Below are 14,830 nucleotides of genomic sequence, written 5' to 3' on the forward strand. Positions count from 1 at the left end.
GCCGGGCTCCTCTCGCGGTGGCGATGCCGCTGGTGACGGCTCTGGCCCCAGCCGGGGCGCGCATCCGGGTACGGAGCGCTCACGCCGGTTTGCTGGCTCACATGGTTCTTCCCAAGTCTGGCCGTTCGCGGCTGCACATGCGCGTGATCGGTGAGCCTCATCCCACGTGTGCTGCGCCACCCCTTGGCGGGGAACGCATCCCCTGCCTGCGGTGATGGGGTACGGCACGCTCGGTGAGCATGCGGACGGCCGCCGGGTCGGTGGATTGCACCTACCCGAACGGGGAGAAGCCACTCTGGTGCCCGGAGCCACTCGTCGAGCGGGTTCCCGGTGTGATACCGGAAGAGGGGCCGGCCGGCGCTGCGGCGACGGCACCCGGCTCACCCGGCCCGGCGGCGGCACTGCGCAGCCAGGTGAGCACAGCGAGCACCCGGCGGTTGTCGTCCGCGGACGCCGGCATACCGAGCTTGCTGAAGACCCCGGCGATGTGGTTCTCCACGGTCTTGGGCGCCAGGTGCAGGCGAGCGCCGATGCCCTGGTTGGACCGCCCCTCGGCCATGTGCGCGAGCACCGTGCGCTCCCGCGGGGTGAGCCGGGCCAGCTCGTCGGCGCGCCGCCGGTGGGCCAACAGGCCTGCGACGATCTCCTCGTCGAGCACGAGGCGTCCGTCGATCACCCGCCGCAGCGCGTCCTGCAGCGCGCCGACGTCGTCGACCCGGTCCTTGAGCAGGTAGCCGAGGCCGCCGCTGCCGTCGCCGAGCAGGCGCAGCGCGTAGGGCGTCTCGGCGTAGGTCGACAGGACGAGCACGGCGATCGTGCGGTGCTGGGCGCGGATCCGCTCGGCCGCGACCAGGCCCTCGTCGGTGTACGTGGGCGGCATCCGGATGTCCAGGATCACCGCGTCCGGCCGGCTGCGCCCGAGCCCCTGCAGGAGATCCTCGGCGGTGGAGGCCTGCGCCACGACCTCGGCGCCCGCGGCGGTCAGCAGCATCGCCAGCCCCTCGCGGAACAGGGTCGAGTCGTCCGCGATCGCTACCCGCACGGGTCCGTTCTCCTCGTCTCGCTGCTGGCTGGTCGGCCCGGTGCTGGTCGTCACGCTGTTGGTCGTCACGCTGTTGGTCGTCACGTTGTTGGTCGTCACGCTGTTGGTCGGCGGGACGGTGCCGGCCGAACGGTCAGCACGGGATGCTCGCCGTCAGCCGGGTTCCGCCGCCGGACGGGCTGACGATCACCAGTGCGCCGCCGAGCGCCCGGACGCGGTCGGTGAGGCCGGCCAGCCCCCCACCCTCGACCGCGGTGGCGCCGCCCTTGCCGTCGTCGCTGACGTCGATGCGCACGACGCTGCCGTCGTGGCGCACCGCGACCCGGGCCCGGCTGGCCCCGGCGTGCTTGACCGTGTTCGTGAGCGCCTCGCAGATCGTGTAGTAGGCGCCCGCCTCGAGGACCGCCTCGAACCGCGCCGCGGGCACGTCCAGCTCGACCTCCACCGGTAGCGCGGCCGTGACGACCTCCAGGGCCGGCAGCAGCCCACCCTGGCTGAGCACGGCCGGATGAATCCCCCGCGCGAGGCTGCGCAGGTCCGCGAGGGCGTGGCGCAGGTCCTCCCGGGCGGCCTCGATGGCGGAGATCGTATCGGGATCGGTGGCCTTCGTCCGGGCAAGCCCGAGTCTGGTGGCCAGCGCCAGCAGCCGCTGCTGGGCGCCGTCGTGCAGGTCGCGCTCCAGTCGGCGCCGCTCGTGCAGGCCGGCCTCGACCAGCCGGGCCCGGGAGGCCCGCACGGCGTCAAGCTGGGCGGCCACCGTGGCGTGCAGCTGGGCGTTCTCCAGGGCCATGGCGCTCGCGCGCACGGCCGCCTCGACCAGGTCGCGGTTGCGGCGCATGGCCGGTGCGGCGGCGATCACCGCCAGCGGCGCCCCGACCGCGGTCCGCACCGCCATGATCAGCTCCGGCGCGCCGGGTGGTGGTGGGGGCCGGACCGCCCCGTCGGCGTCGACGTGGTGGTCCTCCCCGGGCAGCCACAGGTGGATCTCGGCGGATCCGTCGTGCAGCGCCGCCCGCAGCGCCGCGCGGACCGCGCGCACGTCCGGCGGGGTGGGCAGCGTCGCGAGGAGCTGAGCGATGCGGGCCCGGACGAACACCCGGCGCAGCACCGCCGCCGCGAACGCCAGGGGGATCGTCAGCAGGGTGAGGGAGATGACGACGAACTCGGGCCCGACGTCGCCGTTGCTCGGGTTGTAGACGAAGAAGTTCACCGTCGCCGCGAGGACGAACGCCAGCAGCAACGCGAGCGCCACCGGCCGGAAGACCCGCCGGTCCAGCTCGGAGTACCGCCGCAGCCGCCCGCGGACGACGAGCAGGAAGGCGCCGGCGAGCACGAGGGTCAGGCCGTCGAGGATCCAGACCACCGTGTCGAACGCTCCGTGGCCGATCGGCTCGCCATACCACCAGACGTCGGGGTGCCCGGAGTAGCCGAACCACTCCGGCCGCCCGATGCCGATCAGCCCGAGGTTCGCCAGCGGAATGACGAGCACCGCGCTGCCCAGCAGCGCCCGTTCACCGTTGTTCTGCAGCCGCCCGGTCGGGTAGCGCAGCACGCCCCAGCCGAGGCAGACCCAGAAATGGGTGTAGGCGAACGTCGACACGAGCGCGGACGGGCCGGCGTCCCAGCTTGCCGTCCACGACAGCGGCCACAGCAGCCCGCCCAGGACCAGCGCCGCGGTGACGCTGCCCAGCGACTCCTCGCCGTTGAGCATGGCGGCGGTGAGCACGAACGCGAGCGCCACGAAGACGTTGAGGGTCGCGAAGAGCGGGCTGTGGCCGAAGGAGGGCCACTGGCACGCGATCGCACCAGCGGTGGTGGCGGAGCCGCCGATCGCCAGACACCACTGGCGGTGGCGGGCGGCGCACGCGGACAGTCGACCGGGCAGACGCGGATGCGGCACGTCAGTCGACGTTATGTAGCCAGGATCTCACCCGGCAAGCGTCGCACACGCCCATTGTCGGATTGCGGGTTACCCCCCACTCCCTGCCAGGAGATCCCCCGATGAACTGTGGAGATCTCCCCGAAGTCAGCGCGTGCGCGGCGGTGGAACCTGGTGGCACGGATCGGTGTCGTCGGTGATCGCATCCGGATGCAGGACACCGTGCCGTGCGGGGGTCGGCTGCCGCCGGGGGGCGGCCGGCCCCTTTTCGTCCTCTTGGCGACGCATCCCCCGAAATCACCCTTTCTTCGGTCCCCCGGACGAGTACCGTCAGAAGATGGAGACCGAGACGGCGAGCGACGCCGAACTCGCGTCCGCGCTGCGGCTGTCGGTGATGCGCCTTTCCCGACGAATGCGCCAGGAGCGGTCGAGTCAGCTCACCCCCACGCAGACCTCCGCGCTGGCATCGCTGGAGCGCCACGGCCCGATGACGCTCGGGGAGATCGCGGCGCACGAGCGCGTGCAGCCGCCGTCGATGACGCGTGTCATCGCGCATCTCGCGGTCGCCGGGCTGGTCGAGCGCCGCCCGCACCCCACCGACGGGCGGCAGGTGATCGCCGAGGTCACCGCGAAGGGGCGGTCGCTGCTCAGTGACGATCGCCGGCGCCGGGACGAGTGGCTGACCGACCGGCTCGCGGCGCTGTCGGCGGAGGAGATCGCCGCCCTGACCCGGGCTGCGCCGATCCTGGACGCCCTCGCCGGCTCGTAGCCGCGTCACGGTGGGACCCGGCTGCCTCACAGGTCGACCCGGCCACCTCACAGCTCGACCCAGCCGCCCCGCCGGCGGGAGGTGCCGGCCGCGGCGATGAGCCGGTTCGCGGTGAGCAGGTCGTGGAAGGTGGCGCCCCGCACCAGCCGCGCATCGTCGAGTTCGGTGGCCCGCACGACGTCGTAGGTGGCCTCCATCAGCCCGGGCCGGGCGGTCGGCGGGGTGGGCATCAGCAGGTCACGCACGCCGGCGTCGTCCTGGCGGCGGACGCGGCGGCCCTGGACGACGATGCGGCCGGCGTCTCCGCACACCGTGATGGTGGCGGTGTCCAGATTGCCGCCCATCCGTTCGTTGATCAGCACGGTGGCGCCGCTGGCGGAGAGCAGGGCCAGGGTCACGGGCGCGTCGGGCGTCAGCGTGGCGGCGGGCATCGCGGCGGGATCGGCGCAGACCGCGAGGATCTCCCCGCACCAGCGCATCGCGAGATCGATGATCTCGACTCGGCCGGTCGAGCCGGTCGGCGCGCCGACAACGGTCATCTGGGTGAGCCGGCCCAGCGACGCAACCGTGGCCGCGACGTGGGTCGCCGCCGGCCAGGCCCGCCCGTCCAGGGCCACCACGTGGGCGAGATCGCCCTCCTCGGCCAGGTCGGCGACGGCCCGCAGCGTCTCCGCCTCGGCGGTGGCGGGGCCGGCGAGCAGCACGTGCAGGCCGATCTCGGCCGCCCGCCGGGCGACGATGTCCGAGCCGGGCGGTGGGGTCTCCACGCAGACGGCCTCGATGTCGTCCGAGAGCAGGGCGAGCAGGTCGGCGTAGGCGCGGGGGACCCCCGCCTCGGCCGCCCAGGCCAGCGATTCCAGCGGCTCCGGGGCGAGCAGGCCGACGACCGCGACCCCGGCGTCGCGCAGGACCTCGGCCGTCGTGCTGTCGGAGCCGTCGGTGACCAGGGCCATCGCGAGCGGCAGGTCGGGCTGGCGGCGGCGGACGAGCCGCCGCAGTTCCCGCCAGCTCGCGGACAGTGCCGGATCACGCGGTGGCACCAGCTCGGGGAGCGTCGTCACGGCTCTGATAGTGCCCCCGGGCCGCCCGTGGTGGTCGGCGATGGCCGCGATTGCCGCGGAGAGCGGACAGCGTTGCCGCGTGTCAATCAGGGTTGACACCGCTTCATGTGTCAACGTAGGTTGACGGCCATGAACATGACCGCCACGAAGCTCGCCGGGGCGGCCTCCGACGACGACCCCCGGGTGGGTCTCGCCGCCGTCGCCTCGTTGCGAGCCCTGTTGGAGTCACTCGAGGAGCTCCAGGTCGCCAGCGCCCGGCACAAGGGCTGGTCCTGGCAGGAGATCGCCGACGTGCTCGGCGTGAGCCGGCAGGCCGCGCACAAGAAGTACGGGCGCCGATTCGGAAAGGGGAGGTAAGCGGTGTTCGAGAAGTTCACGCCGCAGTCCCGCGAGGTCGTGCGCGCCGCGACCCGGGTCGCGGCGGCCTTCGACCACGACCGGGTGCACAGCGGCCACCTGCTGTTCGCCATCGTCACCGAGGGCGGTGCCGTCGGGCGTGCCCTGACCGGCCTCGGGCTCGACGAACCGTCGCTGCGGACCGAGCTGCACGGATCCCGGGTGCTCTCCCGTGGCGGCCGGGAGGTGGACACCGACGCGCTCGCGGCGATCGGGGTGGACTACGAGGCCATCCGGGCCGCCGCCGACGAGCGGTTCGGCGCCGGCGTGCTGGGACTGACGATGGTCCGTAAGGTCCCCCGGCGGTCGTGGTGGCGGCGGCGCCCACGGGCGCGCGGTCCGCGCTTCTCCGCCGAGGCGGCGCGGGCGTTGGAACGCGCCGTGCGGTTCGCGGCTGCCCGCGGCGACGGGGATCTCACGCCGCTGCACCTGCTGCTGGGGATGCTCGCCGACCAGTTCTCGCTGGCCGCCGGGATCATCGTGCGCCGCGGGACGAGCCTGGACCAGGTCCGGTTCGCGGCGACGGAGGCGGCGGACGGCGCCGACCCGGGAGCGCGGGGCTGACCGCCCGGCTGTTCGTGGCCGCCGTGCCGCCGGCGGCGGTGACCGACGCGTTGTGCACCGCGGTGCACCGGGCCCGCGCGGCCGCCCCCGAGCTGCGCTGGTCGGCGCCCGACCGGTGGCACGTCACCCTCGCCTTCCTCGGCCAGGTGCCGGACGATCGGCGCGGCGACCTGGACGCCCGGCTCGCGCGGGTGGCCCGGCGGCACGGCCCGATCGCCGTCGAGACCGTCGGCGGCGGTCACTTCGGTGACCGGGTGCTGTGGACGGCGGTGCGGCCCCGATCCACGACGGCAGCTCCTGGTCCCACGACGGCAGCGCCCGGGCCCACGATGACCCGGTCTGGGCCCGCGACGGCGCCGGCCGGGGCGCTTGGGGCGCTTGCGGCCGGCGTGCGGCGGGCAGCCGAGCGGGCCGGCGCCGCCGCCGGGGCGGACGACCGGCCGCTGCGGGCGCACCTGACGCTCGCCCGGGTGCCCGACCGCAGCCACCGTGGGCTCGGTCCGCTGGTCGAGCTGCTGCGGGCCGACGTGGAGCCGCTGCCGTGGACCGTCGACCGGCTGGTGCTGATGCGCAGCGTCGACGGCGGCCCGGGCGCCGCCCCGGTCTACCGGGAGGAGGCGTCCTGGGCGCTCACCGGCCGATGAGGGCCGGCCTCAGGACGCCACGGCCGGGTCGAGCGGGCGGTAACGGTAGCCCACCCGGCGGACCGTCTCGATCCGGTACCGGTGCTCGGGGCCGAGCTTGCGCCGCAGCCGGGTCACGAGGACGTCGACCGTGCGCACGTCCGGGGAGGTCTCGTCGTCGGCCTGGTGTCCCCAGACCGACGACAGCAGCGCCTGCCGGCTGTGCGCCTGCCCGGGGTGGTGGACGAAGAAGTCCAGCACCTCGAACTCGAGGTAGGTCAGCTGCAGCGCCCGCCCGTCCACGGTCGCGAGCCAGGCGGTCCGGTCGATCCACACCCCCGAGCGGGGCGGGGCCTGGACGGGCGCGTGGTGGTCGGGCCGAGCCGGCGCCGCGCTCGCCCGGACGTGAACCGGGGCGGGCGCGGGCTGCCGGGGGAGGGTCGCCGCCGTCCCGACGGGCGTGCGCGGCGGCGTGGTCACCAGGCGCGGCCGGTACGGGAGGGTGGTCGTCTGCGGGGGCATCGCTGGCCTTTCGGTCAGTGGTTCTCCCGGTCGCCGGGAGCTGTGGGCGCGGGGCCGGGTGGGCTTGTGGAGCCGGGTGGGCCGTGGACCCTGGAGCCGTATCGGGCCTTGGAGTCGGGTCGGGCCTTGGAGCCGTATCGGGCCCTGGAGTCGGGTCGGGCCCTGGAGTCGGGTCGGGCCCTGGGCCGGGGCGGAAATCCTGAGCGGGCGGTGGCGGCGGGGCTGGTCCCGGCCTCGCTTTCGGCGGGCGCGGGCCAGGGGCCGGACAGCGCTCGGGCACCGCGACGATGGGGCGGCCGAGCTGGGGTGGACCGGGGCGCGACGTCGACGGTGCCGGGCGTCCTCGCCGGTGGCGTGAAGGGATGTGATGCCATCGCGACGACGGGTGCGCCTGATCGACTACGGGCCCGTGGCGAGGACGGCGGGCCCAGGCAGGCGGGGCCGGCGCACCGGGCCGGGAACCGGAGCCCTTGCGGCGCCGGCCGGCCCGCAGGCGCGGATGCCGGGTGGTGCGGCTGGTGGCTGCCTGTCAGACAGCCGGACAGGCAGCCGAGGCGACGCGGAGCAGATCGATATGGCTCCGGGTGACCAGGATCAGCCGCTTCAACACAAGAGCAACGGAAGCACACTGCTCCGGTCGCCGCCAAGAGAATAAAAGTGTGACTTGCTTCACATGGTGTTATGGGATGGATCGAACGGGTGGCAGCGAAGGCCTGGAACGGCGGGTCCGCGCGGATGCTCGGCGAGGGTCTCCGGGCGGGCGGCGGGGTCCGCGTCCATCCGATTCGGACCAGTTCGTCCGGAATCTGGCGCGTCGTGCCGCCGGCCCGAGCGAAGTCGATTTTTCCGGTGGGGAAGGCGGAATATACTGGTGGATCGTTCGGCATCCGCTGGTCGGGGACGCGACGCGGCCGAGAACAGGAGATCTCATGGCGCTGCCTGATTTCCTCGTGATCGGCGCGCCGGACGCGGGCATGGAGATCCTCCTCGCTGACCTGCGACGCTGCCCGGCCGTCTTCCTCCCCGCCACCGAGCTGACTCCGCCTACCGAGCTGACTCCGCCTACCGGGCTGACTCCGCCTACCGAGCCCACTCCGCCCGCCGAGCGAGCCTTGGGTACCGGGCTCACTGCGCCTGCCGCTCTCGCCCCGCCCGCCGAGCGAGCCTCGGGTGCCGCAACGCCACAGGGCGGTGCGGGGGCGTGGGGCCCGGAGGCGGCGCGGCGCCGGGCGCGGTTCGAGGCCCTGGTCGACCCGGCGCCCGCGGGCGTCCTACGCGGCGTCAGCGCTCCCTACCACCTGGCGGACTTCACGGCCCTGCGGCACCTGCACGAGGTGCTGCCCTACGTGCGGCTCATCGCCCTGCTGCGGGATCCGGCGGCGCGGGCCCACGCGCACTGGCTGCGCATGCGCGCGTCCGGCCTGGAGCCCATCGTCGACTTCGAGGCAGCCCTGGCGGCGGAGGCGGAGCGGGCCTGCACCCTCTCGTCCTGGCCGTGGCGGTATCTGGCCCTTGGCCGATACGGGGCCCAGGTGCAGCGCCTGTACACCCTCTTCGCACGCCAGCAGGTGCTGCTCGTGCCCTACCCCGAGCTGAGCACGGATCCGGCGAGGGCACTGGGTCACGTCCACCGCTTCCTCGGTCTCGGCCGCCACCGCGATCCCGCCGGTGTCGATCGTGCGTACCGTCCCGCCGAGGTCCCGGTCGAGAGGTGTGGCGACCTGGTCGCCCCGGGGTGCGCCGAGCCGGCGGTGGCGGCCGCTGCGCGGCGGCTCGATCCGGCCGTGGCCGCGCGGCTGCACGCCGGCTTCGGCGCCGATCTCGACCTGCTCGACCAGGTGACGGGACGGCGCTGGGCGCTCCGTCCGGCCCCGGACTGATCGCCGCACGGCTCTCTCGCCGGCCGAGTCGCCTGACGCCCAGCGCCGCCGGGTCAGCGGAAACCCTGGTGAGAGCGACCGAATCGGGCGCTCGGACGGCCTCGGGCACGGTGCGGGGGAGGACGCCCTGGATCTGCCCGGCCACGTGACTCGTGACTGGTGACTGGTATCCGTTTGTCGACTGGTGTCTGTTTGTGGGCTGGTGCCTTTTTGTGGGCTGGTGCCTGTTCGGCGACTGGTGGTCGTCGGTGGTCGTGACCCGGCCTGTCCCGTCCGCCGACCTGGGTCGGCCGACGGACGGGACCCGGCGTCACCCGGTGAAACTGAGGTCGATGACCTGGTAGAAGCCCTTGGGGGTGTCGGCGACCTCCCAGACGCTGAGCAGGACGTGATAGCCCTGCCGCTGCGGTAGCTCGATCGTGTGCCGGGTCGGGTTCGCCGGAACGAGGTCGTCGGCCGACCAGTAGGGCTGGCCGCTGTTCTGGACCTGATGGAAGGGGTTCGGCTCGAACTGGGCTCGGCTCAGCGGGGCGTTCGGATCCCAGCCCTCGCGGGTCAGGAAGTAGTTCCACCGTCGCGTCTTGTGCGGGGCGTGGAAGCTCCAGGTGATGGTGAGCTGCTGGCCGGCGGCGACGGAGTGCTTCTGCCAGTCCGATCCCGGCTTGTCCAGTTCGGCGGCAAAATCCTGGCCGGCGCTGGCAATCTTCCCGTCGGCGGGCGGGGAGTCGTTGCGGACATCGTCGGCCGCGAACGGATCGGCCAGCCCGGCCTGCGTGGCCGGGAAGAACTTCCCTGATTCCAGGCCTGCGGACTGCCATTCGGCCAGATAGATGTGCGCGCGGGAGGCCGGCTCGGAGACGGTACCGTGCCGCGGCGCCACTTTACTCTGAGTCATGGTGTAACGGTAGCGTCGGACCTCTTGTTTTGCATTCCTGGAACATGGGAAGCAGATGGCTTCCACGGTGATTTTCCTGGAAACTCGCCCGAGCCATTTCCGGCGTTTCCGCGGAATGCCCAGGACCGGGCTCGGGTGCCGCGTTCCGGTCGAGCGGGGGCGTCCCGGCGGTTCCGGCCCACGGGCGCCGGGTACCGTCGGGCGGGATGAGTGCGTCAGCGAACAGCGACCCCGCCGCGGGCATCGCCGCCGGGCCGGCCTCGACCGACCCGCCGGCGCCCCAGCCCCTGCCCTACGACGGCGTCGTCTCCGTCGCCGTCGGCACGGTGCTGTGGGCCGTCGCCGCGCTGGTCATGCTGGTGTTCCTCGGCGATCTGCGCGACGACGGCCATCTGTGGTGGCTGGCCACCGCGATCTGCGGCTTCGGGCTCGGGCTCGCCGGGCTGTGGATCGTGATCCGCCGCCGCAACCGGCTGCGGGGCCGGCAGGGATAGCCGGCCCTCGCCGCTCACGTCTCGTCGAGATCGTCCTCCGCCGCGCGGAAGGCCGCGCCCGCCGGGTCGCGCAGCTCCGCGGCGAGCGCGTGCCGCCGGTCCCACTGGCCGCCCCGCCAGGCCAACGCCCGGGCCAGCGCGTCCGGGCCGGCATCGGCATCGACGTGCACCTCGCCGCCGATCCCGCCGAGCACGCGCCACGGCACCCTCGTCGACCGGCCGGTCAGGTCCTCGACCAGCAGCGGGCGGTGCACGCGGTACGGGGTGCCGTCCGGCGCCCGCCGCGGCTCGCCGTCCGGTCCGTCCGGGCCCCACCCGGCCCCGTCGGCTCCAGCCCCGTCGGCTCCAGCTTCGTCGGCTCCAGCTTCGTCGGCGTCGGCCTCGTCGGCCGCGATCTCGCAGGGCGCGATCTCCGTGGCCAGCGGCACCCCGAGGACGTGGGCGACCTCGGCCGCACGGTCCAGCGGCAGCCGCAGCGCGCCCCGACCGGTACCCAGCAGGCCCAGCAGGTCGGGCGCGTCCACGACGACGGCCTGCCCACTCGGCACGACCCCCTCGGGGGTTCGCACGGTCAGCGGCGGGTCGAACCGCTCGCCGCCCGCGGACCGGTCCGGTGTCGCGAGCACCTGGGCCACGGCGTCGACCGCGGCGATGTAGAGCGTCCGCGCCGCCGGCCAGGGAACGTCCCGGTCGGCGTCGCCCAGCCGGTCGAGCAGGTCCATGACCGCGCCGAGGTCGCCGAGGACGTCGTCGAGGGTGAGCCGGGCGCCGAGGTGGCGCAGGAACTCGTCGTCGACGCCGGCCAGCGGGGCGGCGGGCGCGAACAGGCCGGCGAGCAGCGGATCTGCGGCGGGCAGCAGCAGCTCGCGCGGCGGCAGCACCCGGCCGGTGCCCGCCACGGGCAGCACCGCGTGGCGCGCCAGCCACCACCGGGTGTACGACGGTTCGGGGGCGAACACGGCCTCGCGCAGCGGCGGACGGGCCAGCTCGACGAGCGCCTCGGGCCAGGCCGCCGGGTCGACGAGTTCGAGGTCGCGCACCGCGACGAAAACGCCGATCATGGCTGGTGCGGGTGGCCCTCCCGCCGGTGGTCGGCGCAGGTTCGCCGATCCCCCCGGCGCGCCGCCGTGATCGTCCGCCGCGACGTCGTCGACCCAGACGTCGCTGTCGTCGAGATCGAGCAGGATCTGCTCGTCGGCGTCGAGCGGCAGGTCATAGGTGCGCAGCACGCCGAACGAGTGCAGCACGCCGACCCGCTCCAGCACCTGCGCGGGCCACGCGCGGGCGACCTCGGGCGACAGCGTCGAGAACGGAGCGTCCTGCGCCAGCACCCGGTCCAGCGGACCCCCCTCGACGAGCAGCTCCCCGGCGGGGGTGAACTCGCCGTCGGCGGCCGGCAGCAGCAGGTCCTCCAGCCAGCCGAGCTCCGCCGGATGCTCCTCACCCGCGTCGCGGACCAGGGCGAGCACGGCGGCGGCCAGCGCCAACAGGTCGTCGGGGTGGTCGTCCGGATCGGCGTCGAGTACCGCTTCGCGCACGGCCGGATCGCGCAGCACCCCGGCCGGCGTGCCCTCCAGGGCGCCCAGGGTGCGCAGCGCGTCGCGGGCGCTGCCGGCACAGGCGTCGGGATGGACCACCCGCAGCGGCAGCCCCGAGCGCACCAGGGCGACGATGTCCAGATCGGCGGTGGGCAGCAGGGTGCCGCGCGGGCCGGTGACCATGCGGGTCCGCAGGCCGTCGCCGGTCGGCCCCGCCGACGCGGGGGCGGCGAGCGCGTCGGCCGCGTCGGGCCCGTCCGTGCCGATCTCGGCAAGCGGCACCGGCAGTGCCCCCAGGGCGTCCCGGTCCGGTGCCGCGACCAGCAGCGGGTAGAGCCGTCCCCACCAGTCCGGCGGGCGGGTGACCCCGGACAGCAGCTCGACCAGCGCGGCGCTGTCCACTCGCCGGACGCCGAGCAGGTCCAGCGCGGTGCGCCACCGCCGGGCGGCGTAGGCCGCCGGAAGCAGGCCCGCCACCAGGTCAGCCCCGCCCGCAGCCGCATCTGTGCCCGCGGCCGCATCGCCCGCGGCGATCGCGTCGGCCGGGCTGGGGGGATCGAGCTGACCGGCGGGGTCGGCCGGGGGCCCGGGGGCGCGCAGCAGCTCGGTCACGGCGTCGGTGGCGGGGCCGAGGTCGGCCACCGAGCAGTCCCGGCCGCGCAGGGCACCGGGGAACAGCGCCGAGTCGGGCAGTAGCCGCAGCAGGGACTCGCGCAGCCGCCCGTCGACCTCGCCGAGGGGGAGCCCCGTCGGGACAAGGGTCAGGGCGGCCAGCGGATCGGGCGGCTGCCCGCCCGGCTCGCCCCGCCCGCCGGGCTCCAGCCCCGTGCCGAGGTACTCGGCCAGGAGCACGGCAGCCGCGGCCAGCTCCTCGGTCAGCCGATCACGCAGCGGGCCGCCGACGGTGTGCCGTCGGGACGGATCCAGCGGCAGCTCGACGCTGGCCAGCACCGGCAGCGAGAGGGGCTCGTCGGTGGGCTGCGGCGCCCGCAGCACCCGGGCCACGTCGTCCGGCCAGCCGCCGTCACGGACCATCACCCGGGCGGTGAAACCGGTCCGTCCCCGCTCCTCGACCGGACGATCGGCGAGCAGGGCGGCGGGAATCACGCCGCTGCGCGCGATCCCGCGCCACCGCTCGCCGTTCAGGTCGGCGATCTCGACGCGTTCGGTGACCGAAGTGTCCGCCGCCGGCCCGACGCTGCCCGCCGGTGTCGCACCCCGCCCGCCGTCCCGCCCGCCGCGCAGCCAGTGGCAGGTGACCGTCCGCACGGCGCCGTCCACGTCGACGACGATCTCGCCCGGGCCACCGAGCACCAGCGGCAGGGTGGGATCGAGTCCGGCCAGCAGCTCCTGCGCGAGCGCCGCCGCGGCGCCGTCGCGCAGCGGGAGCCTGACCACGGTGTCGTAGCCCTCCGGCGGCGGCCCGGTGGTGATCGTGAACGGCAGCCGAAGGATCGGCACGGCGCCCTCGCGCCGGGCGAGCTCCTCGCCCAGGCGCCCCGCCTGGCCGTCGCCGACACCGTCGCCGTCGCCGTCGCCGAGAGGGTCGAGGCCGAGGGGAACATCGAGAGGCGATCCGAGATTCGTTGCGTCGCGATTCGTTACGTCGCCGCTGGTTACGTCACCACCGTTCGGCGTGGTGACCGGTGCGGCGAGGGCCGTCACGGCCTCGATCACCCGGGTCCTCGACCAGGCCACGCCGGTCGCCGACGGGTCCGGACCGCCGCGGGAGACGATCGCGGGCTCGTCCGTCACCGCGAGGACCGCGGCGAAACCGGCGCCGAACCGGCCGACGGAGGCGCTGTCGCGTTTGGTCGAGGCCCGCAGGGTCGACAGCGCCTCGACACCGGCGGCCGACAGCGCCGCCCCGGTGTTGGCGATCTCCAGCAGGCCGCCGGGCCCGGCCTGCGGCGCGGTGGGATCGGTGCTCAGCCGCAGGAGCACCCGTGCCGGCACGCCGGCCTCGCCCGCGGCGTCGACTGCGTTCTGCAGCAGCTCCACCACGAGTCGGTCGTGGTAGGCGCCGAGGGCGGCGTCCTCCTCCGCGTTGGCGTCCTCCCGGAAGCGGGCCGGCGAGGCGATCCAGGCGTCGAGCACCCGCCGCCGGATCGCCGCGGTCCCGTACACATCTGCCGCAGCATGTGCGGCGGTCACTGACACCCGTCCATCCTCGTCTTCCCACGCCGCCCACGGCGGGAGCGGGTTGACCCGGATCGCGCGGCGGGCGTGGTCGGACCGTCACCGCTCGGACCGGGCCGACCGGGCAGGATGGGACGATGCCCGCCCGCACCCGCCGCCTGGACCCTTCGGCGGCGCTGCCCGAGCTCGCCGCGGCCGTCGTGCCCCAGTGGGAGCGTCTCGCCGGCGCCGTGGCCGATCTGACGGACGGCGCGCTCGCCGCACCGAGCGTCTTGCCCGGTTGGACGGTCGGAGAGCTGGTCATGCACGTCGGCCGGTCCGCGACCGCGCTGTCGACGGCCCTCGCCCCGGTGGCCGTGGACGGTCCGGCCACGATGCCCGCCACCGCGACGCGGCCGGTCGCGGCGGTCGACTACCTCACCGGCACCGGGGCGCGGGCGGAGGCGATCGCGGACACCGCCCGGGCCCTGGCGGCGCGGACCGGACCGGCCGAGATGCGCGCGGGGCTGGCGGGCGAGGTGGCGGCGGCCGCGGCCGCGCTGGCACGGGTCACCGACGGCGACCCGGTGGTCGCGACCCCGGGTGGCCCGATGCTGCTGACCGAGTTCCTGCGTACCCGGGCGGTGGAGGCGGTGGTGCACGGGCTCGACCTCGGCGTCGAGCCGCTGCGGCCCGCCTTGAAGGTGGTGACGAGGCTGTTCGCCGAGCTGTTCGTCCACCGGGTGCCCGGTCACACGGTGGAGCTGCGCGTGCCTCCCTTCGCCGCCGTCCAGGTGGTCGAGGGGCCCCGGCACACCCGCGGCACCCCGCCGAACGTCGTCGAGGCCGGGCCGGTCGCGTTCGTCCTGCTCTGCGCGGGGCGGTTGGCGTGGGCCGACGCCGTGGCCGACGGGCGCATCTCCGCCAGCGGCGAGCGGGCCGATCTGAGCGGCCACCTGCCGCTGTTGTGACGGAAGGGTGAGCTGCGGGGGAGGCTGCGGCGCCTGGGGCCGGCACGCGAGGCAAGGGCCGATGTGCGTCGTCGCTGC

14 protein-coding genes are annotated in these 14,830 nt (G+C 74.9%); 7 read left to right on the forward strand and 7 right to left on the reverse strand.

Features of this window, described 5'->3' with window-relative positions:
• Positions 1-271: 271 nt before the first annotated feature.
• Together FRAAL_RS00535 and FRAAL_RS00540 are read right to left on the reverse strand one after the other, a co-directional pair.
• A complete protein-coding gene (locus FRAAL_RS00535; protein WP_011601378.1) occupies positions 272-1,042 on the reverse strand; it encodes a response regulator transcription factor in 771 nt (256 codons plus the stop codon).
• 133 nt (positions 1,043-1,175) lie between these two features.
• Positions 1,176-2,942 carry a sensor histidine kinase gene (locus FRAAL_RS00540; protein ID WP_011601379.1) on the reverse strand — a complete coding sequence of 589 codons (1,767 nt, stop codon included), beginning with the start codon at positions 2,940-2,942 and terminating at the stop codon, positions 1,176-1,178.
• Between the two features lie 316 nt (positions 2,943-3,258).
• On the opposite strand from FRAAL_RS00540, the gene FRAAL_RS00545 reads away from it, so the two are divergent.
• Complete coding sequence (locus FRAAL_RS00545) at positions 3,259-3,690, forward strand: MarR family winged helix-turn-helix transcriptional regulator (RefSeq protein WP_041938614.1); 432 nt, start codon at positions 3,259-3,261, stop codon at positions 3,688-3,690.
• Positions 3,691-3,737: 47 nt separating this feature from the next.
• Here FRAAL_RS00545 and FRAAL_RS00550 read toward each other — a convergent pair whose 3' ends face one another.
• Entirely contained in the window at positions 3,738-4,751 is a 1,014-nt protein-coding gene (locus FRAAL_RS00550; protein ID WP_041938615.1) for a Gfo/Idh/MocA family oxidoreductase, read from the reverse strand.
• A 129-nt stretch (positions 4,752-4,880) separates the two neighbouring features.
• Between FRAAL_RS00550 and FRAAL_RS00555 the strand changes: the two genes are divergently transcribed.
• Genes FRAAL_RS00555 through FRAAL_RS00565 form a run of 3 tightly spaced genes read left to right on the forward strand, consistent with a single transcriptional unit; the run spans position 4,881 to position 6,355 of the window.
• The gene (locus FRAAL_RS00555) at positions 4,881-5,108 is read left to right on the forward strand and encodes a helix-turn-helix transcriptional regulator (RefSeq protein ID WP_009741358.1); all 228 of its coding nucleotides are present in this window, start codon (positions 4,881-4,883) and stop codon (positions 5,106-5,108) included.
• Between the two features lie 3 nt (positions 5,109-5,111).
• Positions 5,112-5,711: a Clp protease N-terminal domain-containing protein gene (locus FRAAL_RS00560; RefSeq protein WP_011601383.1), complete on the forward strand. Its 600-nt coding sequence runs from the start codon at positions 5,112-5,114 to the stop codon at positions 5,709-5,711.
• A gap of 14 nt (positions 5,712-5,725) precedes the next feature.
• Positions 5,726-6,355 carry a 2'-5' RNA ligase family protein gene (locus FRAAL_RS00565; protein ID WP_011601384.1) on the forward strand — a complete coding sequence of 210 codons (630 nt, stop codon included), beginning with the start codon at positions 5,726-5,728 and terminating at the stop codon, positions 6,353-6,355.
• Between the two features lie 9 nt (positions 6,356-6,364).
• Here the strand turns inward: FRAAL_RS00565 and FRAAL_RS00570 are convergent, their stop codons facing one another.
• Positions 6,365-6,856, reverse strand: a complete 492-nt coding sequence (locus FRAAL_RS00570) for a winged helix-turn-helix domain-containing protein (protein ID WP_041938616.1) — start codon at positions 6,854-6,856, stop codon at positions 6,365-6,367.
• A 529-nt stretch (positions 6,857-7,385) separates the two neighbouring features.
• Positions 7,386-7,529 (reverse strand): putative leader peptide, encoded by a 144-nt coding sequence (locus FRAAL_RS35935; protein WP_372666233.1) that lies wholly within the window; start codon positions 7,527-7,529, stop codon positions 7,386-7,388.
• A gap of 256 nt (positions 7,530-7,785) precedes the next feature.
• Here FRAAL_RS35935 and FRAAL_RS00575 point away from each other — a divergent pair, with 256 nt between their 5' ends.
• Complete coding sequence (locus FRAAL_RS00575) at positions 7,786-8,736, forward strand: sulfotransferase domain-containing protein (protein WP_041938617.1); 951 nt, start codon at positions 7,786-7,788, stop codon at positions 8,734-8,736.
• Positions 8,737-9,046: 310 nt separating this feature from the next.
• Here the strand turns inward: FRAAL_RS00575 and FRAAL_RS00580 are convergent, their stop codons facing one another.
• Positions 9,047-9,631 carry a lytic polysaccharide monooxygenase auxiliary activity family 9 protein gene (locus FRAAL_RS00580; protein WP_011601388.1) on the reverse strand — a complete coding sequence of 195 codons (585 nt, stop codon included), beginning with the start codon at positions 9,629-9,631 and terminating at the stop codon, positions 9,047-9,049.
• A 206-nt stretch (positions 9,632-9,837) separates the two neighbouring features.
• Between FRAAL_RS00580 and FRAAL_RS00585 the strand changes: the two genes are divergently transcribed.
• On the forward strand, positions 9,838-10,125 hold the full coding sequence (locus FRAAL_RS00585; RefSeq protein WP_011601389.1) for a DUF2530 domain-containing protein: 288 nt from the start codon (positions 9,838-9,840) through the stop codon (positions 10,123-10,125).
• A 14-nt stretch (positions 10,126-10,139) separates the two neighbouring features.
• Here the strand turns inward: FRAAL_RS00585 and FRAAL_RS00590 are convergent, their stop codons facing one another.
• Positions 10,140-13,823 (reverse strand): sacsin N-terminal ATP-binding-like domain-containing protein, encoded by a 3,684-nt coding sequence (locus FRAAL_RS00590; RefSeq protein WP_011601390.1) that lies wholly within the window; start codon positions 13,821-13,823, stop codon positions 10,140-10,142.
• 116 nt (positions 13,824-13,939) lie between these two features.
• Between FRAAL_RS00590 and FRAAL_RS00595 the strand changes: the two genes are divergently transcribed.
• Positions 13,940-14,752 (forward strand): sterol carrier family protein, encoded by an 813-nt coding sequence (locus FRAAL_RS00595; protein WP_011601391.1) that lies wholly within the window; start codon positions 13,940-13,942, stop codon positions 14,750-14,752.
• The last annotated feature ends 78 nt before the right edge of the window (positions 14,753-14,830 follow it).

The sequence above is a fragment of the Frankia alni ACN14a genome (assembly GCF_000058485.1).
Taxonomy (GTDB): Bacteria; Actinomycetota; Actinomycetes; order Frankiales; family Frankiaceae; genus Frankia; species Frankia alni.